Below are 26,925 nucleotides of genomic sequence, written 5' to 3' on the forward strand. Positions count from 1 at the left end.
TCTTGCCCTTTTTTCTGCGCCCGCTAAACTGAAGGTGGCTGGCAGCTCATAAGGAACGCGATCTCGAGGGGAGAGCCATGTCCCACGCAACGCCGCACCGTCTGCTGTACTTCTTCGTCGCCTTCGTGCTGCTCATGTTCTTCGGGCTCATCTATGCCTGGTCGCTGTTCGTCGACCCACTGGAGGCGGAATTCGGCTGGGATCGCTCGGCCACCTCGGTGGTATTCACGCTCTCTATCATCACCTTCTGCGCCGGCATGCTCGTAGCGGGCGCGCTGGAAGAGCGCACCTCGCCGCGCACGGTCATGCTCATAACCGCCACCTGCCTGGGACTCGGGCTTATCGCCTCGGCCTTCACCGAATCGCTGCCCTTCATTTACGCCACCTACGGCGTGCTGGTCGGGGCCGGCGTAGGTCTTGGCACCGATGTGGTCATGTCCGTCACGCTGAAGTGGTTCCCCGACAAGCAGGGCCTGGCCTCCGGTGCTATGCTCATGGGCTTCGGCGGCGGCACCATGCTGCTGTCCCCCGTTGTCACCACGATGCTGGGCGCGCTCGGGTGGCGTCTGACCTTCGGAGCGCTGGGAGTCATTTTCGTCGTGCTGGTGGGGGCCGGCGCCTTCATCATGAAGCTGCCGACGCCGGAATATGTTCGCCCTCTTCTGGAAAAGGCGCGGCAGAACGCCACCGTGGCGGCCGTCGACATGACGGGTGGCCAAATGGTGCGTACGCCCACGTTCTGGGTGTTCATGGTGTATCTGATGCTCGTCACCTGCGGCGGTCTGGCGCTCATCAGCCAAGCAGTGCCGGCGGCCATGGAGTTGCTCATGGGCGCTGGAGCAGCAGCGAGCGGGGCAGCGAGCGCGGGGGCGGGAGCGAGCGGGGCAGCGGCGGCTGGCGCGGGCGTCAGCGCCGCGCTGCCCGAGGCCGAGGCGCTTATGCTGGCTACCGCGGCCATGGGCAGCGTGTCAGCCATGAACGGACTCGGGCGCCTCATCAACGGATTCATCTGGGACAAGTTCGGCTACCGCGTGTGCCTCACTTGGATCGCCGTGGCCTTCGCCGCGGGCATGCTCTGCTGCGCCTTCGCCATGATGGGCAGCAACTTCCCGCTGCTCGTCGCCGGATTCATGTTGCTCGGCCTCATGTACGGTGGGAATATGTGCTCGATGTCGGCCATGGTGGGCACCTTCTTTGGGCCGAAGTACTACGGCATCAACTACGCCATCGCCACCTGCCAGATGATCCCGGCCGCCATCGTAGGTCCGCAGATTCTCGCCCTCTCGCAAATGGGATCGGGCAGCTACCTCGGCGCCTTCTGGGTCTTCTTCGGCGTGGCCATTGCGGCCCTTATCGTTTCGCTGTTCATCAAGCCTCCGAAGAACAATAGGGCCGCCTAGAGGCCCGGGAGGGGAACCAGAGCGGCCCTCGCCTCTCGCGATTGGGCCTCCCACCCGCGCACGACCCCGTCGTCTCCTTCGTTGCATCCCCGAGAACTCCGCACGGCTTCCAAATTGAGTCGCCGCTCGTGCACGCCTCGCGTCGCCCTCGCCAATTGGCCAAAAATCGCGCGCGGACTGCTATTTTCGAGGGATTCTCCTCGGGGTCCGCTGTCCCGGGCTCGTACACCCCTTTGCAGCGGCATTCTGAACTGGGGAAACTCAGCTCGAGGATGACGCCGATCCCGAGATTGCGACCCCACGGCACAGCTGGCGCGGGGTTTTTGGCCAGAAAGCGCCAAACGTGCCTCCCCGCATACAGCTCGCGCGCCTTTTTTGGCCAGCGATGACCCGTCCGTACAGCTCGCGCGCGGTTTTGGCCAGCGGCGATACGACGCGCGATGGGTTCCCAATCCGCGAATGTTCCATCCCAGCGCTTGCGGCTTTTCATTTTCGCATGGCCCCATTACCTCAAACGCGACGCAACTGCGGTCTGCGCGAGGAATGAACCGAGAATTTCCTGCGTCATAGTTGCGGTCGTGAGCACCGTTCTAGAGGACATGGCCGAGAGCGGCGAAGAAGCGCCCACCCCTCTGGCCAGTCGCACCTATTCGGGTAAGTTCGCGTTGCGCATCCCGCCCGAGAAGCATCGCGAGCTCGCCATCGAAGCTGCCGAGCAGCATGTCTCGCTCAACCAACTCGTGGTGTCGCGACTTTGAGTTGCGCGTCTGGCGGCACGCGCTTGGGAGATCACAAGCCCATGCCGTTCGCAGGACCATGAAAGCGGCAGGCTCACGAGCACGCGGATTCGCAGAGCTCGCTAGCTCGCGAGCCTTGCCTTCTATCGATCCTTATTCGAGCACAGCAGCAAGATGCCGGCCACCAGCGAGCAGAAGATGAGAGTGCACACGCCGAAGGCGACGGTGTTGGCCTTGGTGCCCTTGTAGATGCCCCAGGAGATGACCGACATGGGAATCATCCACGCCAGCGGGATGATGAGCCAACACGAGCCCACCAGCGACAGGATGCAGAAGATGAACGCCACAAGGCGCAGATTGCGGTCGGTGTCGGTCATCGGGTAAAGAGCTGCAGGGGCCGCCGGGGCCACGGGCTGGGCGTACACCTGCTGGTAGGCCGGCTGCGGCTGCTCGTAGGTGGCCTGATAGGGCTGCTGGTAGGTTTGCTGGGCCTGATAGGGGTCATAGCCCTGGCCGGCGCCGTAGGGTTGCTGCGCCTGGTAGGGGTCGTAAGCCTGCTGAGCGGTTTGGTCGGTGTCGTAGGACTGCGCGGCCTGCCCCTGGCCCTGCGCGTTGTCGAAAGCCTGGGGCGGCTCGGGCATGGTGCTGAAGGGATTCTGCTGGTCAGTCATGGGAGATACCTCCTGTTTCGAAATGTCATGCTGCCAGTATAGCCCCTTCTCCGCCCCCCACGCCTTACGAATCGACTTTCATTGTTGTAAGAGAAACGAGAGCCCGCGTGTCGGCGGGCTCTCGAGGGGAGGGTGTGGGTATGGAAACGTCGCTACAGGCTCGCTACGTGCTTGCCGGCGAGATAGCCGCCGGTGATGGCGCGGCCGATGGAAAGCCCCAGCACGTCCATCGGGTAGTCGACGCCGCCGTAGAAGCAGCCGGACACGTTGCCCACGGCGAACAGGCCGTCGATGGGCGTGTGCTCGTCAGCTTTCAGCACTTGGTTGTCGGCGTTAATGAGCAGGCCGCCGATGATGGCCGAAAGTCCCATACCGAACTCGTGGGGCACCACGATGAACGGCGGGGTGTCGATGGCGCGCATGAACGTGGAGTTCTTGCCGAAGTCGTCATCGGAGCCCTTGGCACAAAGCTCGTTGTAGCGATCCACCGTTTTCTGCACGGCTGCGGCGTCCAACTCGTAGGCGCCCGATTCCGTATCGGCGGCCATGGCGGCGCAGGCCTCCTCGATGGTGTTGCCCTCGTAGAACCACTTGCAGTTCGAGGCGTCGATCTCCGGGTCGATGGCCTTCCACTCCGCAATCTGGTCCTGCCACTTCGCGTCCACGATGGTGTACAGGTTGCCCGCCTTGGCGTCGCCGCCGGCCTCGTGGATGTACTCGCGCACATAGTTGTTCAGGTAGCCCTGCATGGGGCCCTCGCACATAAAGCGCTCGCCCTTGGCGTTCACCAGCAGATGCGGCGTATCCACACGGCCCACGCGGGCGTCATGGATCATCTTGGTGTGCGTCGTCGGCTCAATCTCGCCGCCGGCCCACACACCCATCTTGTGGCCGTCGCCGGTGCGGTTCATCTGGCAGGGCGGGAACTCCTTGATGTCGGGGCAGTAGTAAGCCACCATCTCCAGGTCGCACTGGTAGTCGCCCGTAGCCAGAATGACGCCCTTGCTAGCGTTGAACAGCACATTCTTGCCGTCCTCCTCGCACACCACGCCGGTCACGCGGCCGGACTCGTCGGTAACGAGCTGCTGGGCCGGGCAGCTGAAGAAGAACTCCACCCCCGCGCTTTCGGCAATGGGGGTGATGGCTTTCACCACCTCGTCGTGGCCGATGCGGAAGTAGGTGTTGGCGTGCAGGTACACGTCGTAGCCGTTGATGTGCAGCACGCGGTCGGCCTGGGGCTCATCGGGATTCACCTCGATGCCGCCGGCGGACGCGGCCTCGCGGAACCAGGACAGCGCCTCGAAGGAGTTGTCGGCCCAGGCTTCCAGAAGAGCGCGGTTGCTGCGGTGGTCGGCCAACTTGATGAGATAGCTGATAAGGGCTTGCTTGCCTGCTTCGCTCGTCTGGTTCAAATCGACGCCAGCGGCCATGTTGCCCTGGGAGGAAGGCGTGGCCTCGCGCTGCACACAGGCAATCTTGGCACCAGCTTCAGCGGCCGACATGGCGGCAGCCATGCCCGAGACGCCGGCGCCCACGACGACGACCTCAAAGTCGCGCGTCTCATCGAACTCCGTAATGGGTTCAGGCGCGATGAGGAAGCTGGGCGTACCGTCGGCAGCGCGCGTCGCGCCCGAGCCGGTATCGGCCATAGACGCGCTCTTCGGCTGAGGCGCGCACCCGGCCAGCGAAGCTCCGGCAGCGACGGCTGTAGCGAGCCCGCCGAGCTTGAACAGACTACGCCGGCTGAGCGAGCCGGCGGTGGAACTGGCGACATGCATGTTGGCGATCTTGTTCATGGGAACCCTCCTATGTGTTCTCTTTTCCCTTCCGCCGGCCCCGAGCGTTCCTTGCGACTTCGCGGCGCCGAACGGCTTTGCTGGCTCTCACTATGCCTGCTCGAGCTCCACCGCACATCTACCGCGCAGCACTTTCGCTGTTTATCTTTGTAAACAGGTGGCATAAACACCCTGTTTTCCTGGGGAAGCGCCAGCCCTACCGTCAATCTTATCGGCACTAGCGTTCCATGTTTCTGAGCGGTTGCCGACGTGCCCCGCACTCTTCTCACAACGAGAGCACCAGCTGCGGCCACGGCCATTCGCCCCCGCAGAGAACCCGTCACGTTATAATGGTCGCTGTTGACACCGCGAAAGCACGACCCTTGCAGCCAAGGGCGGACAAGAGGGGGTAACGCCATGGCCCACAATGAAGCTGCACCAAAGCACTCACTCATGCGTTTGCTCGATATGCCCCAAGCCTTCCTCGGCTTTGCCCTGTGGCGCGCCTGGGTGTCGCTCACCTATGCGAATCCCTCGGTGCCCATGCCCGTCAGCGGCACCGCCGGCCAGTTCGCCTACGATGTGGTGCTCGCCGGCAGCGCTATCGTCATCGCCCTGCTCTCCAGCCGCATCGCGCCTTTGGCCGGGCGACGCTGGGTCTATGGGACCATCGCTCTTCTGCTTGGGTTCTCCGTGGCCGCGAACGTGGCGGCTCTGGCACTGCCCGCAACCACCGACGCCCTTGTTGCGCCAGCAACCCTGGCCGGCGGCATCGGCTCGGCGCTTCTCATTCTGCTGTGGTGCGAAATCTACAGCTGCCTCAGTCCTACCCGCGTGGCGCTGTACTACGCGCTCGCCATCATCGGTGGAGTCGTGCTCACCTTTGCGCTTCAGGGCTTCAGCGATGAGTACCTTTACGGGGCGCTGCTCGTGCTGCCAGCGCTTTCGGCGGCCTTGGCCCATCGCTCCTACCGACTCTACGTCCCGGCAGAAGATCGGCCCATCGCCGCCAACCGTCGGCTCATTCCCTGGAAGTTCTTCCTTATCCTCGCCCTCTTCGAGCTGGTGGCCAGCTACAGCTCCGCCCATATTCGCAGCGCCTACCCCCTGCTGGTCGGCTCCCATTCCACCGCGACCACCTTGGTCGGCGGTCTTGTGCTGTTCGCGTGGGTGTGGTGGTTCTCTAACCGACTGCCCTTGTCCGCCTTGTACCGGGCGCCGGTCATCCTCCTTTGCTGCGGGCTCCTCATCGTGCCGCTATTCGGCCTTGGCGGCAATTTGGCCGGCAGTTTCTGCACAACCCTGGGCGTGATGCTCTTCAACGCCATCGTGTTTCTGTTCCTCTGCGACATCTCCAAGCGCTTCGGCGTGAGTGCGCTTCTGCTGTTCGGCATCGAGGAGTCGCTGATTCTCGTGAGTTGGGTCGGCCGCGAGGGGGCGCTCCTCTTCGATGGATCCGGCCTGTTCGGAGGCACGGGACCGGCCATCGGTGCCGTAGTCGCCATTGCGGCCATTGTGGCGGTGGCAACTCTCGTGCTTAACGAACGCGAGATCGGCGAGCGCTGGGGCATCGCCTTCATGGGCAAGCGACCACCCGAGGAGAACGAGCGCACGCGTCTGGCGCGTCGCTGCGCCACCGTGGCCGAAGCGCGCCGCCTCACGCCACGCGAACGGGAGGTGATGGAGCTGCTTGCTCAGGGCAAGTCGCTTTCCGGCGTGGCCCACGAACTCATCATCGCCGAGGGCACCGCGAAGGCCCACACCCGCCACATCTACGAGAAGCTCGGCATCAATACCCGTCAAGAATTGCTCGATTTGCTGATGACGGAGCAGTAGCAAGGTCTCCGGCGCGCTCCCCCGACAACAAGACAAATTGCTCGGCATATTCGAAAAATTTGGTCAGCGCAGGGCTCAAGCGATCTGTGCGAAAAAAGAAGCACAGTGGGAAAGAGATGTCCTCTTCCTCAAGGGGGATCGCCCGCAGGTAATCCCTATGAGGAAACTGCAGCGACGCAGGCGTAAGGGCATATCCTTTGCATTCGCTCAGCTTAAGCCCGAGCGTCTCAATCTGCTCAGTACGTCGTATGTCGCAGGGAGCACAACCGCGCTGCGTAAAAAATCTCAATATCTCTTCGTTCATGCGGCTGAATCCTTCGGCCCGATCGTCGAGAACCACCAAAGGCTCACCAGCAAGCTGCTCCAACGCTAGCGTCTCGCATCCCGCCAACGCATTGTCTTCATGAATCGTTGCCACAATTCTCTCACGAAGAAACAACCTCATGTTCATCGGGGGCTTCAGTTCCGTGGGAAGCCCGACACCAAAGGCAAGATCGCACCGGCCCTCCTCCACCGCGCTCAAACCCACAACAGGAGGATTCGATTCCAACTTGACACGAAGAGCAGATTGCTCGAGGGAGAGAAACGCCAACAACGACTCAAGATAACACGGTATCCAAAAATCCGGACAGCTCAGTCGTATGACTGGCACATCCTCCGCGAGTCGACCAAGCTCATCAAGCACATGAGTGTAATGGGCCTGCATGGCAGAGAAGTCGGCAATAACCGCTCGTCCCGCATCGGTCAGCTCCACTTTGCGAGTCGTACGATTAAATAGCCGAGCCCCCAGCGCCCGCTCCACAGCGTCAACGTGACGGCTCACAGCCGAATGAGACATGTGCAGCCTTCGCGCCGTCTCCGTGTAGCTGAGTGTTTCCGCCAGCACGAGCAACTCGGGCATATATTCCATGTTGAGCACCACAACCCCCTGATCCCCTTTGTCGTTGTAGCGAATTGTACGGTTTGTGCACAAATCACGCAACAACTTGCAAAAGACCCTCGGGCGAACCGATCCCATAATGAACGACAGCAGGGGCGAGGGCGTCTCGCCGACAAGATTCGAACATAGGAGGGAACATGGGACACGGAAAGAACCACGTCATCGATCGCAGACGGTTTGTGCAAGCAAGCTCGGTCGCAGCGGCAGCTCTGGCCTTAGGCGCGACGGGATGCGCTTCGTCACACCCCGTCGCAGAGACGGGCGGCACGACAACTCAATTTGTCGCAGGAACCTACCAGGCCACGGCACTCGGCAAGAAGAGCGATATCACCGTCGAGGTCGTCTTCTCCGACACTGCCATCGACAGCGTCCGCGTCGTCGATCACGGAGAAACCGAACGCATCGCCGCACCGGCGTTTGAGAAGATCCCTGAGATCATCGTATCATCACAATCACTCGCCGTCGACGCGGTGACAGGAGCGACGCTTTCATCCCTCGCGCTGCTCTCGGCCGTAGAAGACTGCGCGCGTCAAGCCGATGGCGACGTGAGCGCTTTGAAGCGTGCGGAGGTTCCCAAAGAGCAGCCAACCGACGAGGAGATCGAATGCGACCTCGCCGTCATAGGCGCCGGCATTTCTGGAATGGCATCTGCACTAGCAGCTGCTCAGCAGGGAGCGAAGGTCGTCGTGTTCGAGAAGTCCTCGAGCATGGGCGGCAACGCCCTCGTGAGTGGCGGTTTCATCGAGTATGCCAACGCACCCGAAGAATTACGCGTCGAAGTGAACGACGGCTACCTGAAGATCTTCCAAGAAGTTCTTCAGTTCAATCGAGACGCCGGGCTTGACGCCTCTCTGGTAGATGAGGTGCAGCAACAATGGGACGACTACTACGCAAACGGGAACACCAAACTCTTTAGCTCGCCCGAATTCCTTGCGCTGCAACTCTGCATGCTTGAGGGCAACACCTACGACTTCCAACACACTTATGCAACGGATGTGGAGGGGGGCACGGCATGGCTCGACACCATGCAGTTTCCCTGGATGCCACTCGTCGCAATTCCCGGTTATTCTTGGGCGCATTTCTCGGGTTCCTCAGAAGACGTGAATGGAGAAGGCTATTTCAACGTGTTCGAACGAGAGATGGAAGGACTCGATCTTCGCATCCTGTTCGCCACGCCGGCAACCGAGCTCATCACTGAAAGCGGTCGCGTGACTGGCGTCATTGGCAGCAGCGCAAACGGCAGCACGTACACCGTGCGCGCTAAAGACGGTGTCGTTATCGCCTCTGGAGGCTATGCCGACAACCAGGATATGCTGAAAGAGCACGACAAGATGTGGAACTGGAAAGATCTCGACACCTTCCACTGCGACAACAACTACGGACACACTGGAGACGGCATCCGCATGGCCACAGAAGCAGGCGCCGCCTTCGCCGAATTGCCCTTTAACCAGATGGTCTTCCCCTTCGTGGACACCGTGCTCTACGCCACCGAAACAACCGTCGGAACCACCAATGAGAGCATCTACGTGAACAAGGCCGGCAAACGCTTCTGCGACGAGGGCGGCAGTCGAACTGACATGACGATCGCCCTGATGGAGCAGGATGGGGGTGTGGGTTTCCAGGTGGTCGACCACGACAGCTCCATGATCACGGACGGCAAGACCCACACAGGCATGGACGTCGAGTACGCCATTGAGCGGGGCATCCTCTACCGCGCCGACACACTTGAAGAACTGGCGGGCCTCATGGGCGTCGACGAGGCGACATTCCTGAAAACTGTCGACGATTACAACGAGATGACTCGTACTTTCAACGACCCAGAATTCGGCCGATCCAGCTTCGGGCCCAATGCCCCCCTGGATAATCCTCCATTCTATGCATCACCCCGCACCTGGGCGATGCATATCACGATGGACGGCATCTCGACCGACTCATCTCACCGCGCGCTCGATGCGGCCGGAAATGTTGTACCGGGACTCTACGTTGTGGGCGAAGCAGCTTGCGGCGGCCGCGGTGTCGGATCGCTCGGCGCAGGCTATGCGGTGGCGCAATCAATCTACAACGTCTAAGAACACGCGTTACGATAGATCAAGCCCTCCCCTCCCTGGTCGGGCGGGTAAAACCGCCCGACCGTTTTTTAAACAGCAACAAGCTCAGTGCGGACTTGAGCTCCAAAGGCTTTTGCCGCGCAATCCCACACTTTCATGGAGAAAAGGAAGGAACTGAAATGGACAATAATGGACTTGTAAGCCGCAGAGGGTTTTTGGCAGGTAGCGCCTTCGCGGGAGCCGGCGCCTTGTTCGGCCTTGCAGGATGCGCCCCGCAGACTGCGGATCCCCTAGCAAACACTTCGCCTGAGGCGGGATCGCAAGATTCCTCGGACTGGATCGGAGATGCCCCGAACATCTCCGATGATGAGATTGTCGAAACCATTGACACGGAGTTTTTGGTGATCGGCGCTGGCACGGGCGGTCTTTTTGCGGCCTGCGCTGCTGGAGATGCCGGCATGGAAACCTTCGTCATGGAGAAGTTCAACGGTGGCGTCGTGCGTGACGATCTTGCAGGCGTCAACTCTCGCTTGCAGCAGGAGAGTGGCTATGAAATCGACGCAATTGGTTATTTGCGAGATATGGATCATTACGCTGCGGGCCAATGCAATCTCGCGTTACACAAGGTCTGGCTTGAGCGATCGGGCGAGACCATCGACTGGTACGAAAGCGTTCTCTCCTCTTACGGTATCGCGCTTTGGCATGAGGCTGCCGAGGAAAAGCATGAAGTCAACTACCGACATTGGGCTACAGGGCATTCTCCCGCCTGGCCAGTCGATGGATCGCTCGACGGGTTCACTGTGCTGACTGACTACGCAGAGAAGACGGGCCATGTAACGTTCCGCTACCAAACGCCCATGGTGAGCCTCACCGTCGAAAACGATCGCGTGACCGGTGCCATAGGGCAGGGCGCTGACGGCTACATTCGCGTCAACGCAAGCAAGGGCGTTCTTGTATGCACAGGCGGTTACGCCGCGAATCTCGACCTTCTTAAGCAGCTCCAGCCTCACACGACCAGCATTTACGCTTACAACTCAGCGCAGCCGGGCTGTGAGGGAGACGGCATAAAGGCGTGCCTTCGCGTTGGGGCAAAAATGGACGAAACACACTCTAGCATGCTTTTCGACCGAGCAAGCGTTCCCGCCGACTCCCTGGGAGGCGCCGACTGTGGTACTGCCATGGTATTCTGGATGGGAAGCCAACCCTGGTTGAAAGTCAATCTCAATGGCGAGCGCTTCTGCAACGAGTCCGGCACCTATGACTTCATCCTGCACGCCGATGCATCGCAACCAGGAAATATCCACGTGTGCCTCTGGGATGCAGACTGGCAGACCTACGCTCAACAGTTCGACATGCATGGCTGCTCGCGCATGTTCCCCTTTGATAATGGAGCGGCTCCGAACCTGCCCATCGAAGTGGTGACGGCCATGAACGAGGAGGCACTTAAAGCCGGACACATTCAGCAAGCCGACACCATCGAGGAGCTCGCCGAAAAGCTTGGTCTTCCTGCAGAAGCCCTCGCGAAAACGGTGGAACGAAACAACCAGAATTACGACAACCAGCGCGATGACGACTTCGGCAAGGAACCATTCCGGCTTTCCCCTGTACGCAAACCTCCCTTCTTCGGCGTACGTACCACAGGCGCTTTGCTATGCACCATGGACGGTATCGTGATAAACACCCAAGGTCAAGCACTGCGCGAAGATGGAAGCGCCATTGAAGGCCTGTATGTCACAGGCAACGATTCTGGAGGATACTATTCCATGACTTATCCGAACCTGTCGACCGGCAACGCTTGCGGCAGGACAGTAACTTTCGCACGAATGATTGCTCAGAATCTGGCTGCCCAGTAGCCATCTCGACCAAAACCCGTCTTGTCGAGCCGCTGTCCCTTACGCCCCAAACTCACAGGCGGACAGGATAACGGCTCGACCTGTATCATCGGGAGAAATGCGGCAGCGGTCAGGCCACGCTTCGGCAAGGAGGGCCTCGGTGTCGTCGAGCAGATAATCGCGCACGACGGCCAACGCATGGGGGAAGACCGGCGTTGGGCCCTGGGCAAGCAGGGCCATGGCCGAGGTAAGGCCGCCACCACGCCAGATTTCCAAGCGGCCCAGCTCGTCCACGATGAGGAGGCCGGGAGCGCGGGAGGGATCCTTCGACTCTGCACCTTCGGCACTCCGCTCGGAATGCGGTTTGGCACCGACGGGCGCAGCCGCGCTGGCGTGCGCGGTGATCTCGTCGAAGTGGGCGTTCACGCGGTCGATAGCAGCGTCGTCGATGTGCCAGGCCAACTCCGCCTTCGCCGCCCGGCTCTCTTCGTCGAAGGTGCCGTCGGCTCGGGCCAAGTCACCCCGACGGGCGAAAGGGATGCGCTCGCCGCTGGGCAGAAGCACGTTGTCGATGCCCAGCTTCTCGAAGCCGTTCGCATCGGCGTGCGGCCCCGTCGAGGGCACCCACTGCCCGGGAGCAAGCACGCCGGCGCAGGGCACCCCGAAAGCGCCCAGCTCCGCCACCAGCGATTCCAGCCAGCGCGTCTTTCCTATTTGCACCTCGCCCGTGAGAAGAAACAGCACCTATGCCTCCGGATTGCGCAGGGCGGCCATGGTCAGCGCCTCGCCGAAGAACTGGCCGGCGCCGTTCTTGACGGCGAAGCGAGCCTTGTCGGGGTCGGCCACCACGCTGCCGGCCAGCATGTCCACGCCCCAGCGGAAAAGAAACGGCGCCATGACCACACTGGGCCCCACGAACACCGTCGTGGCGTTCGCCGCTAAATCCAGCAGGCGCGGGGCCGTCTTGTTGATGAGGGTCACGCCGGTCATGAACAGATAGTCGGCGCCGGGGATCACGTACTCGCAAGCCGGGTCGGGTACATCGCCCGCCTGAGAGCACTTGCGCTCCAGCACCGTCAGACGCGCGTACTCCTCGATGCGCTCCACATGGGGGAAGTGCCCCACCACGACCACGCGCGCATCCCCACCGGCGGTGCTGATCTGCGGACGGTACATTTCGAAAGCGTCCATCTTCCGGATGGTGCCGTCGGGTACCTCCACCGCCGCATCGTAGGTGCACCCCAACGGATCCAGCAGCGACCGCTGGGAGTACCAGGCGTTCAGCGCCGCCACGCCCAGGCTCGCCTCCTCGAAGCACCAGGACTTAGAAAGCTCCGCCACCTCGCGCAGGGACATCCCTCTCAGGTCGCCCGTGTAGCCACGACGCGCGCCGCCGGTGGTGGTGAAGCTCACCCCCATGCCACTGTCGGCTTCCACGTAGGACCAGTGGGTACCCAGACAATAGTCGCGCACCACGACGTCCTCGGGAATGCCGGCGATCAGGTGGTTGTACAGCTTCCAGGGCGTATTCGGCTCGTTTGTGCCGGGAAACGCAATGGCCCCCGTCGCAACCCCCTTCGTGCAGCAGTCTTTCTCGGCGCAACCCATGGCTTTCGTCCTTTCTCAGATGATAGCGACCCGACATTCCGGGCGCTTTTGCTCAGTACTCATCCTACCGAATTGTTCTCTCTTGTAAATCATTTTACTTCATGAATAATTCTCTCTTGTAAATCATTCATGACTGAGAATATAATAGATGCCATGCAAACGAGCACTGTAAAACCCATGCTTCATTCGGCCGCCTCTCGGAGGGCTCGATTTGTCGTGCTGGCCCTTGCCCTCATCCTCATTGGCGCGACCGCGATCTCCCTTTTGCTGGGCCGCTACCCCATCGATCCGGCTCAAGCTGTGGCCATGCTCGTCAACCAGATCGTCCCGCTTGACCCCATCTGGACCGAACAGCAGGCGACGCTCTTCTTCAACGTGCGGCTGCCGCGCATTTTGCTGGCCCTCATGGTGGGATGCTGCCTGGCCTGCGCCGGCGCCGCCTACCAGGGCACCTTCCAAAACCCGCTCGTCTCCCCCGACATTTTGGGCGCAAGCCAGGGCGCCGCGTTCGGCGCGGCCGTGGCTATTCTTCTCAGCGTGAGCTCTTTCGCAACATCCCTCTTCGCATTCGGATTCTCCCTGCTCACCGTGTTATTGGTGCTGCTTATCAGCACGCGGGCCCGCGGCAACCACATGATGGTGGTCGTGCTCGCCGGCGTCATGGTGTCGTCACTGTTCCAAGCCGGCGTTTCCTACGCCAAACTCGTGGCCGACCCCACTGACGAGCTGGCCGACATCACCTACTGGCTCATGGGCTCACTCACCGGCGCGAACATGCGCGACATCGGCATGGTGCTCCCCATCATGCTTATCGGCTGCGCTACGCTGTTCGCCCTGCGCTGGCGCATCAACATCCTCACCATGGGCGACGACGAGGCCGCCACCATGGGCGTGAACGCCCGACGCACCCGCATCGTCGTCATCATCGCCGCCACGCTCGTCACCGCCGCGAGCGTCTGCGTCACCGGCATGATCGGCTGGGTGGGCCTCGTCATTCCGCACCTGTGCCGCATGCTCGTCGGCGCCGACTATCGCCGCCTCATTCCCGCATCCATGCTCATGGGCGCCAGCTTCCTGCTCATCGTGGACGACGTCGCCCGCCTTGCCACCACCGCCGAAATCCCCATCGGCATCCTCACCGCTTTCGTGGGCGCGCCGTTCTTCTTGTACCTCATAACGCGGAAGAAGAAGCTATGAGCATCGATGTGACCAGCTTGAGCTTCTCCTACGGAAGCCGCGAGATCTTGCACGACCTTTCGTTTTCCATTCCCGACGGGTGCCTCGTGAACGTGCTCGGGCCCAACGGCGTTGGCAAGTCCACCTTGTTCCGCTGTATCCTGGGGCTTTCCCCGCACTATAGCGGCACGATTCTGGTGAACGGGAAGGATCTGCGCGCGCTTTCGGTGCGGGAGCGCGCTCGCGAGATCTCCTACATTCCCCAGTCGCACGCGCCGGTGTACGACTACGAAGTGGTCGACGTGGTACTCATGGCCACGGGCAACGACCTGAAGATGCTCGCCACGCCCGGCGAGGCCCAGCTGCAGCGAGCCCACGAGGCGCTGGCCCGCATCGGCATCGAGCACTTGGCCCATCGCACCTACACGCAGATATCCGGCGGCGAGCAGCAGCTCGTGCTCATCGCTCGGGCGCTCGCGCAAAACGCCCAGACCATCATCATGGACGAGCCCACGAGCGCGCTTGATTACGGCAACACCATGCGCGTGCTGTCCTGCGTGCGGCAGCTGGCCCGCGAGGGGCTCTCCATCGTGCAATCGACCCACAACCCCGACCACGCCTTTCTCTATTCCGATGCCACCATGGTGCTTTCCGAAGGCGGCCTTAAGGCATTCGGCGATCCCCGCGAGGTTATCACCTCCGAGCTCATCAGCGAGCTGTACGACCTCGAGGTGGAGGTCAACTCTCTTTATGGCGACAAGGTGCGCGTCTGCGTGCCCGTACGCGAGATAGAACGCCAGTAGAACCTGGCACCCCTTGGAAGGAAAGGAAAACGAATGCTGAAACCGACGAGGAACAAACGGCGCATCGCGGCTCTGGCTGGAGCGCTCGCCCTGTCCACTTGCTTGGCCCTGGGGCTCGCCGGATGCGCCAACAGTGAGGGTAATGGAGCGGCCGAGCCCACTGCACCGGCCACCGAGCAGGAGGCGAACGCCGACGCCCAGGCCGCTACCGAGGCCGAAAGCGGCGCCATCACCTTCACCGACGACCTCGGGCGCACCGTGGAGCTGCCGGCCCAGATCGACAAGATCTGCCCGTCGGGCTTCACGGCCCAGCAGGTGCTGCTCACCATGGCCCCGGACAAGATGGTGGGCCTGGCCCAGGAGCTCAACGACGACCAGCTGAAGATCTTCGGTGAGAAATTCGCCGACTACCCGGTGTTCGGCGCGGTGCTCGGCGCCAAGGACGACCTGAACCGCGAGGCCGTGGCCGCCGCCGCGCCCCAGGTCATCATCGACACCGGCGAGGCGAAGAAGGGCGCCAAGGAGGACTTGGACGCGCTTCAGGAGCAGCTGGGCATTCCGGTCATCTTCATCGAGGCGAAGCTGTCCGATTACGGCGCGGCCTATGAGCGCCTCGGCGAGCTTCTGGGCATGGAAGAGCGCGGCAGCGAGCTGTCCACCTACTGCACCGACGTGTACAACATGACGGTCACCACTATGGAGAACATTCCCGAAAACGAGCGCGTGCGCATGGCCTACCTGCTGGGCGACAACGGCCTGAACGCCATCGCCAAGACTTCGTTCCAGGCGGCTGTGGTGGACATGGTGGCCGACAACGTGGTCGTGGTTGACGACGTGTCCGGCAAGGGCAACGGCAACGAGATCAGCCTCGAGCAGATCGCGCTGTGGAACCCCGACCTCATCGTGTTCCAGACGGGCAGCATTTACGACACCGTGGGCAACGACCCGGCGTGGAAGGGCATTGCCGCCATCGACTCCGGCAACTACTACCAGGTACCCAACGTGCCCTACTGCTGGCTGAACAACCCGCCCACCGTCAACCAGCTCATGGGCCTGCAGTGGCTGCCGCGCCTTCTGTACCCCGATGCCTTCGACGACTCCATCGAAGACGTGACCCGCACGTACTACTCCACGATGTACAACTACGACCTGTCCGACACCGAGCTCGCCGACCTTTTGAAGGACGCCACCGGCAAGGCTTAAGAACCAGCCTCACACCCAATCCGAATGCGAAAGACGCCGAAGGGCCGCCATTGCGGCGGCCCTTCGGGAAAGGAGCAGTTTGTCTTTCAGCTACGTGCTTCACGCGCCCCTAGCAAAAGCTAGGCGATCTGAGCCATGCCCTCGGCAATGGCATCGTCGGCCTTCTGTAGTTGCTCAACGCTCTTGCTAAAGTTCATGGCGGCCATGGAACCGTCGGTGGGACGCATCGCGGTGCCCTGGTACAGGAAGTACACGTTAGCGAGATTGTAAGCATCCTTGGCGGCCTGCAGCTTTGTCTCATCGGCGTTGCCAGCGGCCACAACCTCGGCCAGCTTAGCATGGAACTCGTCCAGCTTGGTCTTGGTAGCCTGCTGAATCTGCGCGAGTTCGTCCATCTTGCCCTTGACGAACGTAACCATGGCGTCAGCATCTTCAACGCCCTGGCTCTTGTGGCACGTGAGGCACTTTTCCAGCGCGGCCGGGTTCTCAAGCGGCGATTGCGTCATGTTGTGGTGCGTGTAGGTGGCGCCATCGGCGGCCTCGGTCTGGGGCATATGGCAGTCCGTGCAGGTGAGGCCCATCTTCTGATGGTTGCCGTCCTGGAAGAGCTCCAATTCGGTGCAAGCGTCCGTGAGGTACAGCATCGTATCAATTTCGGGATCAAGCATGGGAACCCCTACCATGCCGGCGCAAATCGTTGTTTCAGTAACTGGATTCGCCTCGTAATACTCTTTCATGGCACGAAGCATCTCTTCAGGCTCGAAGCCATACTTGTATTGATCGATACCCTTGTTCGCATCCTCAAGATAGGCCGCGCCGGGGAACATGGCGTGGCACTGACCGCATACATAGTCCTCCTCGGGGAACAATGCCTTGGCACTCACGGAAGTAGCATCACCATAGGCGTTGCCACCCTCTACTTTACCTTCGCCAGGATCGCCTACGTGGCAATTGGTGCAATTGGACCATTCCATCTCGTAGTCAGAGGCGTTTTTGTCAAGAATCGTCTCGCCTTGCTCATTATAAACCGTTTGGAAGTCCTCACGGGCATGACAGGCGGCGCAAGCCACTGCTGCATCCTCCCCGCCAAACGCCTGCTGACTCGCCCCCGCAAAGGCGTCATAGGTGTGGGCCATCTTCGCTTCCATATAGCTGTTTCCCTGATTGGGATAAGTAGTTACCCACTCAGCGAGCGTCTTTTTGGCCACCTTCTCCGGAGCAGCAGCCTGTTGCTCCGTCTGCTCTTGCTGAACCGGCTCCTGCGCGGCGCCTGTGTCCGCCGTTTGAGTCTGGGCTGCACAGCCAAGGCAGCCGACCAGCGCTACAGCTGCCACCACCGTACCGGCAAGGGCGATTTTTCTCGGTTTTATGGTTTTCATCGCTTCCTCCTCTCATCGGTCGTTCGAACGATGCAACCTTCCAACCTTCTACGAACCATCTTAGAAGAAGCTCAGCCGTAAACCGATACTATTGCGCTTTCGCAATGGGCGTCCTCGCCCTATTGCAATTTTTGCGCAAGCTATAGGCGAGATTATTCCCCAGAACTGTCCCGCTTCTCGTCTTCCTCATCTGCCAGCCGGTAACCGCAGTGCCATACCGTCTGCACGTAGCGCGGCTCGCTCGGATCCGGCTCCAACTTGGCTCGAATGCGTCGTATGTACACGGAAATGGCGATAGACGAGTCCAGATACTCCTCTCCCCAAATCTCCTCGATAAGATCGCGCTTGCTGTATACCTCCCCCGGATGCGATGCCAGCACCGCCATGATCCTCGACTCCTTGGGAGTAAGCTCGACTCGTTTTCCCGCCAGGCGCACATTCCCCGTGCGCACGTTCACTTCCAGGTCGCCTACGTGGTATAGCTCGCTTTGGGGCGCGGACGCTGCGGCTTCTGCCGCAATTTGCGCGCGACGCAAGAGAGCCCCCACCCGCAACCGCAGCTCTTCTCCGCTGAAGGGCTTTACCAAATAATCGTCGCCGCCAATGCCGTAGCCAATGCGCTTGTCCACGATATCGCCTTTAGCCGTAAGAAACAGCACCGGTGTAGCCCGATCATGCTCGCGAATGCGTTCGCATACCTGAAAGCCGTCGAGAAGCGGCATCATTACGTCGAGAATGATCAAATCGGGCCGCTCATCCCAAAACAGACGCAGCGCCTCTTGCCCATTCCTTGCACGCAGACAGCGATGGCCATCTTTGGCGAGCATCTTCTCAATAGCGCTGCTCGAGCTATTGTCGTCGTCGGCAACGAGGACCAACGCGTCACGACGGCTCATGGTTTCCTCCTTCTCGTGAACACAACGAATCGGCTGAAGGCTCATCGGCCAAGGGAAGCCCCGTATCGGCGGCATCATCGCCTTCCTCGACCTCGTCGGGAATGGCCGGCAGAGGCAGTTCCACCGTAAAGCAGCTGCCTTCTCCTTCCAGGCTTTTCACTGAAGCATTGCCGCCCATCATGGTGGAGAAGTTACGCACAATGGACAGACCGAGGCCCGTGCCCCCCTCGCTCGTTGTTTCCGAATGGGGAGCGCTCACGAAACGATCGAAGACATGATCGAGCTGTTCGGCAGGAATACCGCAGCCGTTGTCGCACACGCAAATGACGAACCGTCCTTCTCGATAGGCAAGCTGCAATTCAACCCAACCTCCCGAATCGGTGAACCGCAGCGCATTGTTCACCAAATTCACGACGATGCGACGCAGCACTTCCTCATCACCCAAAAGCAAGGGGGTATCGGGGCTCACCTTCACCTTAAAGGACACATCCTTCTTCTTGGCCAGCGGGCCCATAGTAGCCTTCACTTGGCCAGCTAAATCGTATACGTCGAACTCGTCCTGGGCGAGACTGAGCGTGCCCGCCTCCAACTTGGCCGCATCGAGCACGTTGTTGATCATCGCCAGCAGTACGCGTGCGTTCGTCTCCACTTCATTTACGAGCGCACGGCTTTCTGGCGAGTCATCGGGCATGCGTTCTTTCCATAGCTCCGTAAAAGCGAGAATAGACGACAGCGGCGTTTTCAGCTCATGGGTAATAATGGTAAGGAAGTTCGACTGATCCTCGGCTTCATGGCGCAGCTTCTTGTTCTCGTCAACAATGGGAGCGGTAATCCAGGTACGCAGGCCCAAGGCAAGAACCAAGGTAACCGACCCCATCAGTACGCAGAAAAATACTACCGTGCTGACCAAATCGGCCTTCGCGTCGGCAATGATGGAATCCATGGGCATAACAATGGACACCGCGCCCGCCACGTCTCCTTCGGCCATTCCCTCTTTTGCATAGCCGGTGATATCCTTCTCACCCGCCGGATCACCGTGGCACGGCAGGCATCCATCCTCTATTTCAAGCAGGCCCACATAGCGGAAGACCGAACTGTCTCCTTGATGCTCGAGCCCGTAGTACTCTTCAACGACGCCCTCCTCGAAGGAGGAAAGCGCCTTGCGCTCGAAGTCATCGGGGGCATCCTCGGTGTTACGGGGATTTCCACGAATGTAGCGAATCGAATAGGCAGATCCGGCGGAGAAGCGCTTGGCGATGTCTTTGGCCGCCACCGCGCAATAAATTCCCGAGGTTTCGCCCGTCGCGCGGTTGATCTGCGGCTGGACGGCATCGATGTAATCCCAGGCAGCCCCAATCTCTGCGGACAGCACACGGGCTTCAGCGAGGGCGCGCCGATCGTTCTCAATGCTTTGGGCGTGGTAAAACCAGGCGAGATACACGCACAGCACAAGCACGCTTACCACACCGGCAAGCAGAAAGAACTTTTTTGCAAGGCGACGCCGCTCCAACCAAACCCCTTCTCATGGACTGACGACTGTTCCATTGTAGCGATTCGGCCTTCGCGCTGCGATCTGACAGCTGTTGCAAAATCGCAATAGTCGAACATGAACGTCGAAATACGTTGCGAAGGGGCAGCACCTAGCACCATGCGCCGAGCACATCTTGCGCGCCCAAGCAGCAGTAGTTCTTTTGGGACACCAAAAGCGGATTTGCCGCGACGATATCGTAAGAGGAGCCATCGTCGCTCACAGCGTCATCGGCTGCCGAGACGCTGTCTATAGCGCACAGGTAGAGGTTGCTGCCCTTATAGGAAAAATTCTCCCGCAAGCTGAGTTCATAGCGCAGAGGGCTCTCGCACAGCCGAGGCGCATGCACGTGCTCGGCAGCCTCTAGGGCGAAGCGTGCGATGGCCTTGTCCTTTTCCGCCCCCGAGGCGCGACCAAGGGCCTCTACCGCATCGAACATATCGCGCGACAGCGCGTTGAGAACTAGCGCCCCCTCACGCTCGAAGTTCCGTTTCACCGCCTTATCGCCATCCATGCACAGCGTAACCCCAAGTCCGTCGTCCCAATAGAAGTTCACCCAGCTGACAAGGGCAAGATGGGGCGACTCGTCCTTGTTGTAGGTGCTCGCAGCAAACACCATCATAGGATGCGGAATAAACTGATTCACGGCGAAAGGAGTGATATCCATAGCGACACTTTCTCATACGAGCCGGCGCCCCAACAGCACCGGCTTCTCTCACATCGTTCATGCGTCGAATGGGCTCTCACAGGGGAGGCTAGGTGAAAGCCCGATCCGCTTCCTTTTCTCGATAAAGCAGCCTACAGCTTCACCACCGTGGGCGCATTGCCAGTCATATCGGCAATGGTCGCCTCTCCATCAGTCAGGTAGAACACCTCGAAAATGGGGTTATCCGCCGTCTGGTACTGGTCTTTCAGCATGGGGATGTTCATGCAGGCTTCTTTCACGGCGCGATTGTCCTCGAACACCGCCTTCCCTCCCAAGCGGATCCACCGGAAATCAGGGGTGGACGCGCAAACCTCCACGTACGGATTTTCCTGCATCTCGGCAAACACGGTCTTCTGATTGTTGGTGCCGAACCACAGCTTTCCTTCGTGCTCCATCAGGAACATGAAGGGGCGGCACTTCGCCTTCCCATCGGCACCGACCGTAGCCAGATACTGGACGGGATTTGCGGTAAGGAACTCAACGACTTCCTGCATGGTTCGCTCTCTTTCTCTCGGTTGCGATTTGCCGGAGAGAGTATATAATGCTGTACAGTATTATGGAAAGTAGGAACTATTTTGTTATATAGTTTCATTTTGAATCTATTAAGGTAGGAGCTGTAAAATGACCACGCCTTCTGCTCATTCTCTTCCTCGTTGCCCCGTTGAAGTTACCCTTTCGCTCATCAGTAGCCGCTGGGTGGTGCTTATTTTGCGAGAGCTTATCTACGGAACGCGACGTTTCGGGCAGATTCGCAAGGCCCTCGGCGGCGTGTCGACCAAGGTACTCACGCAGAACTTGCGTACCATGGAGGAGAACGGCCTGCTTACCCGCGAGACCTTCGCCGAGGTGCCCCCTCGCGTAGAGTACACGCTTACCGCCTTGGGCCAAAGCCTGAGGCCCGTGCTGCTTTCAATGGTGGAATGGGGCTCTCAGTACGCGCGGCTGCACGAGCATCGGAGCTCGGTGCGCTGCGACACCGGCGAGGTGCTCATAGTGCGTCGCAAGGACGATGCCTACGTTGCTTTAAACGAAGAGGGCGATGAAGTAGCCCGCGTTGTTCCGACGGATGCAACTTGGGAAGCTGAGATTAACAACTCATATCGGACGCACGTAGATGGAGCGGCTCTCATTGCCGCCGCCGAAGTCCTCACACAAGACTAGCATTCGAAAGAGAAGGGCCGCTCGGCGACGGTCAGAGCCTTAACTGGGCAGCGCTCCACCAGCTTCTTGCCACACGTTATGAAGAACTGGGCTTCGCTGCGACGGGCCGAATGGGCGACGAGATAGCCCCTTCCGTGCCTCTCTTCCCTTCAGAACCCAAAATAAGAGAAGGAATAAGTGAATAAGGGAAGAAATAGGGAAATAAGGGAAAAAATAGGGGAAATACAGAGAAGCCTCAATCAGCCCTACGGCATCATTTCGCAAAATAGCGAACCCTTGCGGTAGATGTGCTGCTCTGCAACGCGGCCCACACTCTTCCCGGTGCGAGCCGCGCGAAAGCACGAACCTTTACCCCAGCAGGGCTGTCACCTTCCCGAGCAAAGGCTCGAAGGAGACGCCGCGGTCTTCGAAATTGGGCTGCTTGGCGGAGATGAGCATGGCGTCGGCCGTGAAGTCGGCGGCGAAGGCCGTGGCCTCGGCCAGGTTCGAGCCGGCCATCACCGCAGCGAGCAGGGTGCTCGCGAACACGTCGCCCGTGCCGTGCAGCATGTAGGGCAGCTTGGCGTTGGTGGTTTCCGTGAAGTCGATGGCGTCGCCCCACACGTAGTTGTGGATGAGGCCGTCGCCGTGCTCGATGCCCTTCAGCACCACGTTCTTCGCGCCGCGCTCGCGCAGCTCCAGGATCATCTCACGCACCGTGGGCTCGTCCACGTCGGCGCCCTGCCACTCGCGACCCAAGATGATGGCCGCCTCGGTGAGGTTGGGCGTCAGGATGTCGGCACCGTTGGCCAGCGTACCCATGGCTTCCACCAGCTCCGGCGTGTAGGTGGGGTACACCTTGCCGTGATCGGCCATGACCGGATCCACCACGCGCAGGGCCTTCGGGTAGGTCTCCCACACCTGCTTGATGATGTCTACCTGCTCGGGGGCGCCGAGGAACCCGGAATACACCGCGTCCAATTCCACGCCAATACCCGCCCAGGCAGCCAGATAATCGCCCAGAATGTCGGTGGTATCGTGCATGTACCAGCCGGGGAAGGCGGTGTGGCTGGAGAACAGGCCCGTGGGCACGGGGCACACGTCGCAGCCGGCGGCGGACAGCACCGGAATGGCCACGCCCAGCGAGCACTTGCCGTAGCCGCACAAATCGTGGATAGCGGCCACGCGGGGGATGTAGGCGTCTTCGCGTTCGTAGAGGTTCGTCATAAGGTTCCCTTCGAAATCGGCCGACCGCGCGGGCCGGCAAGGGGCGTTCGTTGAATCGTTCCCCATTCTAGCCCTCTTGCAGGCGCACGGCCCTCGGTTTTTCCGATAGGTATCCTAGCGGTTCTCAATCGCGCCGATGTTTTTGAGCGCGATCTCGATGCGGCCGTCCGGGGTGCTGAAGAACTCGATGAAATCGGAGTTCTCACCGTATTCGGCCGGGAAGGTGAGCTCAATGCCCGTGTCGGTGCGGATCTTGTGACTCTTGGTGACCCGCTTGGCCACGGCTTTTTCCACCACGACGCGCTCGGGCAGGGCGCCCTTTTCCACAGCGGCCTCGAAGCGCTCGGCGACGCGGGGCTGGTCGGCGAACACCTCGCGGCCCAGCTCGCGGGCGTCCACCTCGTCGGACTCCTCGGCATTCTCGGCCACGTAGGCCTTTGCCCGCGAAAGCGCCACCGCCGTGTTGGCGCCGAACTCCTCGGCGACCTCTTCCACCACGGTGGTCACCGCTTCCAGCACTTCGCGACTCGAGGCCTCCATGGAGCACTGCAGCAGACCATCGGGGATGATCCAGCGTTTCTCGCCAGCAATCTCTCGTTCCTTATCCACGAACCACACGGCCATGTCGTCGGCGGAGATGAGCGCGAAGGATGCCACCTTCTGAGACGGGTTCGGCAGAATGGCGTGGTGCCGCGCGATGGTGGTAGCGGTGTCGCCGAAGTCGTTGCTGCCCACTTCGTGCATGTAGGCCTGGCGGCTCTCCAGCAGAATGATCGCGAAGTAGCGCGGGCCGCGGGCCTTGTAGGCGGCCTCGGCCTCCTCGTCGGTCATCTCGCGCACCGTCTGATCGGCGTCGCCTTCGAAATCGATGACGAGCAGGTCGGTGGAGGGCGTCTTCTCCATGCGCGACAGCTCGCCGACGACAAACTCGCCGATCTGCTGGGACAGCCCCACGAAATCGCGCTCGCCCCGAAAATAGGAGCGGAGCTCCTCGGCGAACAGGCTGTTCTCTGCGAAGGTGCCGCGCTTGCTGTCCAGGTTGCTCAAAGTCCGCTTGGCCTGGGACGTGACGTAGCGCTTGGCGGCCTTGTTCCCCAGATCCATGGGCACCTGCGCGAACACGTTCACGCAGGACACGAAATCGAACACATGCAGAATGGCGTTGTTGATATTCACAGGACTCCTTCTCGTGGAAAACGCCGATCTTTCGTCATTTTCAAGCCACGCTCTGACCAGGTAAAACCCTAGTTTTCCCAGCTCAAACACCCTGTTTGAAATGGCTGCAAAATGACGAAAGATCGGTCGGAACCGATCAGATTGCACAACCTATTATAGGGGAGAGACAGGAAAAGGCCATCCGCTAGGGCTCTAGCCACACATTCAAATCGACGTCGGCGGGGATGCCGGGGACGCTGCCGGCGTTGGTGTACTGCCAAATGGCGAAGTCGAGCGGCGCGGTGGGAGCTTCCACATCGTACTCGGCCAACCACACTGGATAGGCGGCGCGCAGCTCGGGCGCGAGACGCAGCAAGTCGCGCTGGTTTCCGTAGAGCATGGGCGCGTAGCCGGCCGCGGCGATGACCTCGCAGAACGCCCGGGCATTGGCGGTCAGCTGGTCGCTGGAAAGATTGTTGGCTCGGGCGCCCTCGATTTCCACGGGCTCGTGGTCGTAGGCGACATAGGCAAAGGTGGCGCCGGAGGCCTCGGTTTCGCGCAGGTTTTCCAGGGCGAACTGGGCCTCCTCGCGAGCCTCGTCCTCGGTCAACGCCTGAGAGAAGAAATAGGCGCTCACCTGGATGCCCACCTCCCCGGCGCGAATGGCGTTCTGGAAGAAGAACTCGTCGGCGGAAAGCGCACCTTCCGTGGCGCCCCGGTTGCCGATGCGGGCGAAAGCGAACTGCACGCCGGCGTCGGCAACGGCGGCCCAATCGATGTCGTTGCCCTGGTGCTCCGACACATCGATGCCCCAGCGCGAACAGAGCGCATCGTTCTCGTAGTACGCCAGCTTCTCGCCCTCGCGCACGAGGCCGGACCAATCGTAGGGACTCACGTAGGGCTCGATGGCGGCCACCTCCGCCGACTTAGAGGACGACCCGCAACCGACAAGCAGCCCCGCCGCCGCACACGCCACTGCGCACGCCGCACCGGCCACGAAGCGTCGCCGCGTCAGCGTCGCGATCCGGGGCGCCCGCAGCCCATCTATGTTGCGGCCATTCAATATCATGGGCAGTATTGTACGGCAGCGAGAACCTACTTCCGCAAGTTCCCAAACAACCCCCGCAAAAGTTGCCGGCTCGTCTCGCGCCCGATCTGGCCGATGACGGAGCTGACCGTTTTCATGGCCTGCTCGCGTTGTTTCTCGGCAGCTCGAGCGGCGCGCTCGGCTTCTTTCTCGGCCGCTTTCTGGGCACGCTCAGCCTCTCTTTCGGCAGCCTTGGCAACACGCTCTTCTTCCTTGGCCGCAGCTTTCGCGGCCCGATCGGCCTCGGCGGCCTTCTGCTTCTCGAATTCGGCGCGCTCCTTTTCCAGCTGGGCGCGCTCGGCAGCCAGCGCGTCGGCCTCAACAGCGGCGCTCTTCTCGGCGGCAAGCTTCTCGTAGGCACTCTCGCGATCGATGGCCTCGCCGTACTTCTCCACCAGATGCGCCTGGGCCACGCCGATCGCCTCCAGCGTCGCCGCATCGGCAGCGGCCATGCGGCACTCCGGCGGCAGCACGCGCGCCCGTTCCACAATGCTCGGCTGGCCATCCTCATTCAGCAGCGACACGAGCGCTTCGCCGGTGCCCAGTTCCAGCAATGCCTCGGCGGAATCGAAGGCTGGATTCTCGCGGAAGGCCGCCGCTGCCGCGCGCACCGCCTTCTGCTCGGCGGGCGTGTAGGCGCGCAGCCCGTGCTGGATGCGGTTGGAAAGCTGCGCGAGCACCTCATCGGGAATGTCGGCGGGCGACTGGCTGACGAAGTAGACGCCGACGCCCTTGGAACGGATGAGCTTCACGGTCTGCACGATTTTGTCGGTCAGCTCCTTGGGCATGTCGTCGAACAACAGATGCGCCTCGTCGAAGAAGAACACGAGTTTGGGCTTGGGAAGATCGCCGGCCTCAGGCAGAAGCTCGTAGATTTCGCTGAGCATCCACAGCAGAAACATGGCGTACACCTGGGGCGATGCCATGAGTTTCGCAGCGTTCAGAATGTTCACGGTGCCCTGACCCGCATCGTCGGTCACGAGCCAATCAGTGATATCCAGCGCCGGTTCGCCGAAGAAGATGTCGCCGCCCGCATCTTCCAGGGTGAGCAGCGCGCGTTGAATGGCGCCGACCGACTGCGACGACACGCGGCCGTACAAGGCTTCCACCTCACTGGCGTGTTCGGAGAGATACCCGAGCATGGCGCGCAGGTCCTTCAGATCGATGAGCAGCATGCCGTTATCGTCGGCCATGCGGAAGGCGATGGCCAGCACGCCGCGCTGCACGTCGGTCAGCCCCAGCAGCCGCGCCAACAAGTCGGGCCCCATGTCGGAAATGGTGATGCGCACGGGCACGCCGTCGCCGCCGAGCATATCCCACAGGCGCACGTCGCAACCCCGAGGCTCCCAGCCTGCGGCGCCCAGAGCGGCCGCGCGCTCGCGCACCTTCTCGGTGTCGTCGCCGGGTTGGGCCATACCAGTGACGTCGCCCTTCACGTCAGCCATGAACACAGGCACGCCGGCCTGGGCGAACCCTTCGGCCAGCACCTTCATGGTGACCGTCTTGCCCGTGCCCGAGGCTCCTGCAATGAGCCCGTGGCGGTTCGCCTGGTTCAGCAGCAGATAGCAGGGATTCTCGCCCTGCGCCACCTTGATCTTATCGCCTTCGAGCATGGGAGCCTCCTAACCGGTCGGGGCAAACGTCGCCTCCATGGTACGGGAACGCCCCGGCCGCCCGGCCGCCTCGCACCAACCCGTTGGCATACCGTAGGCTTGCCAGCTAGGCGGTCTCGCCCGGAAGGTCACGTCCGCTGCCAGGCTAGTTGGTCTCGCCCGTGA

23 protein-coding genes are annotated in these 26,925 nt (G+C 61.0%); 9 read left to right on the forward strand and 14 right to left on the reverse strand.

Annotation, left to right across the window (positions count from 1 at the left end):
* Positions 1-77: 77 nt before the first annotated feature.
* Both ACW4QM_RS01510 and ACW4QM_RS01515 read left to right on the forward strand, forming a co-directional pair.
* Positions 78-1,400 (forward strand): MFS transporter, encoded by a 1,323-nt coding sequence (locus tag ACW4QM_RS01510; protein WP_157011899.1) that lies wholly within the window; start codon positions 78-80, stop codon positions 1,398-1,400.
* A gap of 578 nt (positions 1,401-1,978) precedes the next feature.
* On the forward strand, positions 1,979-2,158 hold the full coding sequence (locus ACW4QM_RS01515) for a toxin-antitoxin system HicB family antitoxin (protein WP_256156340.1): 180 nt from the start codon (positions 1,979-1,981) through the stop codon (positions 2,156-2,158).
* A gap of 122 nt (positions 2,159-2,280) precedes the next feature.
* On the opposite strand, the gene ACW4QM_RS01520 is transcribed toward ACW4QM_RS01515, so the two are convergent.
* Both ACW4QM_RS01520 and ACW4QM_RS01525 read right to left on the reverse strand, forming a co-directional pair.
* Entirely contained in the window at positions 2,281-2,808 is a 528-nt protein-coding gene (locus tag ACW4QM_RS01520) for a hypothetical protein (RefSeq protein ID WP_198160988.1), read from the reverse strand.
* 152 nt (positions 2,809-2,960) lie between these two features.
* On the reverse strand, positions 2,961-4,604 hold the full coding sequence (locus ACW4QM_RS01525; protein WP_157011897.1) for an FAD-dependent oxidoreductase: 1,644 nt from the start codon (positions 4,602-4,604) through the stop codon (positions 2,961-2,963).
* Between the two features lie 396 nt (positions 4,605-5,000).
* Between ACW4QM_RS01525 and ACW4QM_RS01530 the strand changes: the two genes are divergently transcribed.
* Positions 5,001-6,419, forward strand: a complete 1,419-nt coding sequence (locus ACW4QM_RS01530) for a response regulator transcription factor (protein WP_455798138.1) — start codon at positions 5,001-5,003, stop codon at positions 6,417-6,419.
* Here ACW4QM_RS01530 and ACW4QM_RS01535 read toward each other — a convergent pair.
* A complete protein-coding gene (locus tag ACW4QM_RS01535; protein ID WP_418687242.1) occupies positions 6,373-7,341 on the reverse strand; it encodes a LysR family transcriptional regulator in 969 nt (322 codons plus the stop codon). The two genes, ACW4QM_RS01530 and ACW4QM_RS01535, sit on opposite strands and share 47 nt — an antisense overlap.
* A 155-nt stretch (positions 7,342-7,496) precedes the next feature.
* Between ACW4QM_RS01535 and ACW4QM_RS01540 the strand changes: the two genes are divergently transcribed.
* Both ACW4QM_RS01540 and ACW4QM_RS01545 read left to right on the forward strand, forming a co-directional pair.
* Complete coding sequence (locus ACW4QM_RS01540; RefSeq protein WP_157011890.1) at positions 7,497-9,428, forward strand: FAD-dependent oxidoreductase; 1,932 nt, start codon at positions 7,497-7,499, stop codon at positions 9,426-9,428.
* A gap of 158 nt (positions 9,429-9,586) precedes the next feature.
* Positions 9,587-11,260: an FAD-dependent oxidoreductase gene (locus ACW4QM_RS01545; RefSeq protein WP_157011888.1), complete on the forward strand. Its 1,674-nt coding sequence runs from the start codon at positions 9,587-9,589 to the stop codon at positions 11,258-11,260.
* A 39-nt stretch (positions 11,261-11,299) separates the two neighbouring features.
* Here ACW4QM_RS01545 and ACW4QM_RS01550 read toward each other — a convergent pair whose 3' ends face one another.
* Positions 11,300-11,983 carry a P-loop NTPase family protein gene (locus ACW4QM_RS01550; RefSeq protein WP_114538982.1) on the reverse strand — a complete coding sequence of 228 codons (684 nt, stop codon included), beginning with the start codon at positions 11,981-11,983 and terminating at the stop codon, positions 11,300-11,302.
* Positions 11,984-12,847 (reverse strand): DUF364 domain-containing protein, encoded by an 864-nt coding sequence (locus ACW4QM_RS01555; protein ID WP_114538981.1) that lies wholly within the window; start codon positions 12,845-12,847, stop codon positions 11,984-11,986. It lies immediately after the preceding gene.
* A gap of 216 nt (positions 12,848-13,063) precedes the next feature.
* Here ACW4QM_RS01555 and ACW4QM_RS01560 point away from each other — a divergent pair, with 216 nt between their 5' ends.
* Genes ACW4QM_RS01560 through ACW4QM_RS01570 form a run of 3 tightly spaced genes read left to right on the forward strand, consistent with a single transcriptional unit; the run spans position 13,064 to position 16,029 of the window.
* Positions 13,064-14,044, forward strand: a complete 981-nt coding sequence (locus ACW4QM_RS01560; RefSeq protein ID WP_227069419.1) for a FecCD family ABC transporter permease — start codon at positions 13,064-13,066, stop codon at positions 14,042-14,044.
* Positions 14,041-14,826, forward strand: a complete 786-nt coding sequence (locus ACW4QM_RS01565; RefSeq protein ID WP_114538979.1) for an ABC transporter ATP-binding protein — start codon at positions 14,041-14,043, stop codon at positions 14,824-14,826. Before ACW4QM_RS01560 ends, ACW4QM_RS01565 begins: the two co-directional genes overlap by 4 nt.
* Positions 14,827-14,859: 33 nt before the next feature.
* Positions 14,860-16,029 (forward strand): ABC transporter substrate-binding protein, encoded by a 1,170-nt coding sequence (locus ACW4QM_RS01570; RefSeq protein ID WP_114538978.1) that lies wholly within the window; start codon positions 14,860-14,862, stop codon positions 16,027-16,029.
* Between the two features lie 119 nt (positions 16,030-16,148).
* Here ACW4QM_RS01570 and ACW4QM_RS01575 read toward each other — a convergent pair whose 3' ends face one another.
* The 5 genes from ACW4QM_RS01575 to ACW4QM_RS01595 all read right to left on the reverse strand — a co-directional run bounded on the left by ACW4QM_RS01575 (position 16,149) and on the right by ACW4QM_RS01595 (position 21,032).
* On the reverse strand, positions 16,149-17,408 hold the full coding sequence (locus ACW4QM_RS01575; protein ID WP_114538977.1) for an ammonia-forming cytochrome c nitrite reductase subunit c552: 1,260 nt from the start codon (positions 17,406-17,408) through the stop codon (positions 16,149-16,151).
* Between the two features lie 152 nt (positions 17,409-17,560).
* Positions 17,561-18,304, reverse strand: coding sequence for a response regulator transcription factor (locus ACW4QM_RS01580; protein ID WP_173114898.1), 744 nt, complete (start codon positions 18,302-18,304; stop codon positions 17,561-17,563).
* Positions 18,291-19,814 carry an ATP-binding protein gene (locus tag ACW4QM_RS01585; RefSeq protein WP_114538975.1) on the reverse strand — a complete coding sequence of 508 codons (1,524 nt, stop codon included), beginning with the start codon at positions 19,812-19,814 and terminating at the stop codon, positions 18,291-18,293. Before ACW4QM_RS01585 ends, ACW4QM_RS01580 begins: the two co-directional genes overlap by 14 nt.
* Positions 19,815-19,944: 130 nt before the next feature.
* Complete coding sequence (locus ACW4QM_RS01590; protein WP_114538974.1) at positions 19,945-20,499, reverse strand: flavin reductase family protein; 555 nt, start codon at positions 20,497-20,499, stop codon at positions 19,945-19,947.
* 131 nt (positions 20,500-20,630) lie between these two features.
* Complete coding sequence (locus ACW4QM_RS01595; protein ID WP_114538973.1) at positions 20,631-21,032, reverse strand: pyridoxamine 5'-phosphate oxidase family protein; 402 nt, start codon at positions 21,030-21,032, stop codon at positions 20,631-20,633.
* Positions 21,033-21,159: 127 nt separating this feature from the next.
* On the opposite strand from ACW4QM_RS01595, the gene ACW4QM_RS01600 reads away from it, so the two are divergent.
* The gene (locus tag ACW4QM_RS01600) at positions 21,160-21,699 is read left to right on the forward strand and encodes a winged helix-turn-helix transcriptional regulator (RefSeq protein WP_114538972.1); all 540 of its coding nucleotides are present in this window, start codon (positions 21,160-21,162) and stop codon (positions 21,697-21,699) included.
* A gap of 348 nt (positions 21,700-22,047) precedes the next feature.
* Here the strand turns inward: ACW4QM_RS01600 and ACW4QM_RS01605 are convergent, their stop codons facing one another.
* From ACW4QM_RS01605 to ACW4QM_RS01620, 4 genes are all read right to left on the reverse strand, one after another.
* A complete protein-coding gene (locus ACW4QM_RS01605) occupies positions 22,048-22,905 on the reverse strand; it encodes a pyridoxamine kinase (protein WP_114549348.1) in 858 nt (285 codons plus the stop codon).
* A gap of 114 nt (positions 22,906-23,019) precedes the next feature.
* Complete coding sequence (locus ACW4QM_RS01610; protein ID WP_455798139.1) at positions 23,020-24,081, reverse strand: nucleoid-associated protein; 1,062 nt, start codon at positions 24,079-24,081, stop codon at positions 23,020-23,022.
* Between the two features lie 184 nt (positions 24,082-24,265).
* Entirely contained in the window at positions 24,266-25,129 is an 864-nt protein-coding gene (locus tag ACW4QM_RS01615) for a GH25 family lysozyme (protein WP_455798140.1), read from the reverse strand.
* Positions 25,130-25,155: 26 nt separating this feature from the next.
* Complete coding sequence (locus ACW4QM_RS01620; RefSeq protein ID WP_417179501.1) at positions 25,156-26,760, reverse strand: helicase HerA-like domain-containing protein; 1,605 nt, start codon at positions 26,758-26,760, stop codon at positions 25,156-25,158.
* Positions 26,761-26,925: the final 165 nt, after the last annotated feature.

The sequence above is a fragment of the Adlercreutzia sp. CNCM I-6207 genome (assembly GCF_977072305.1).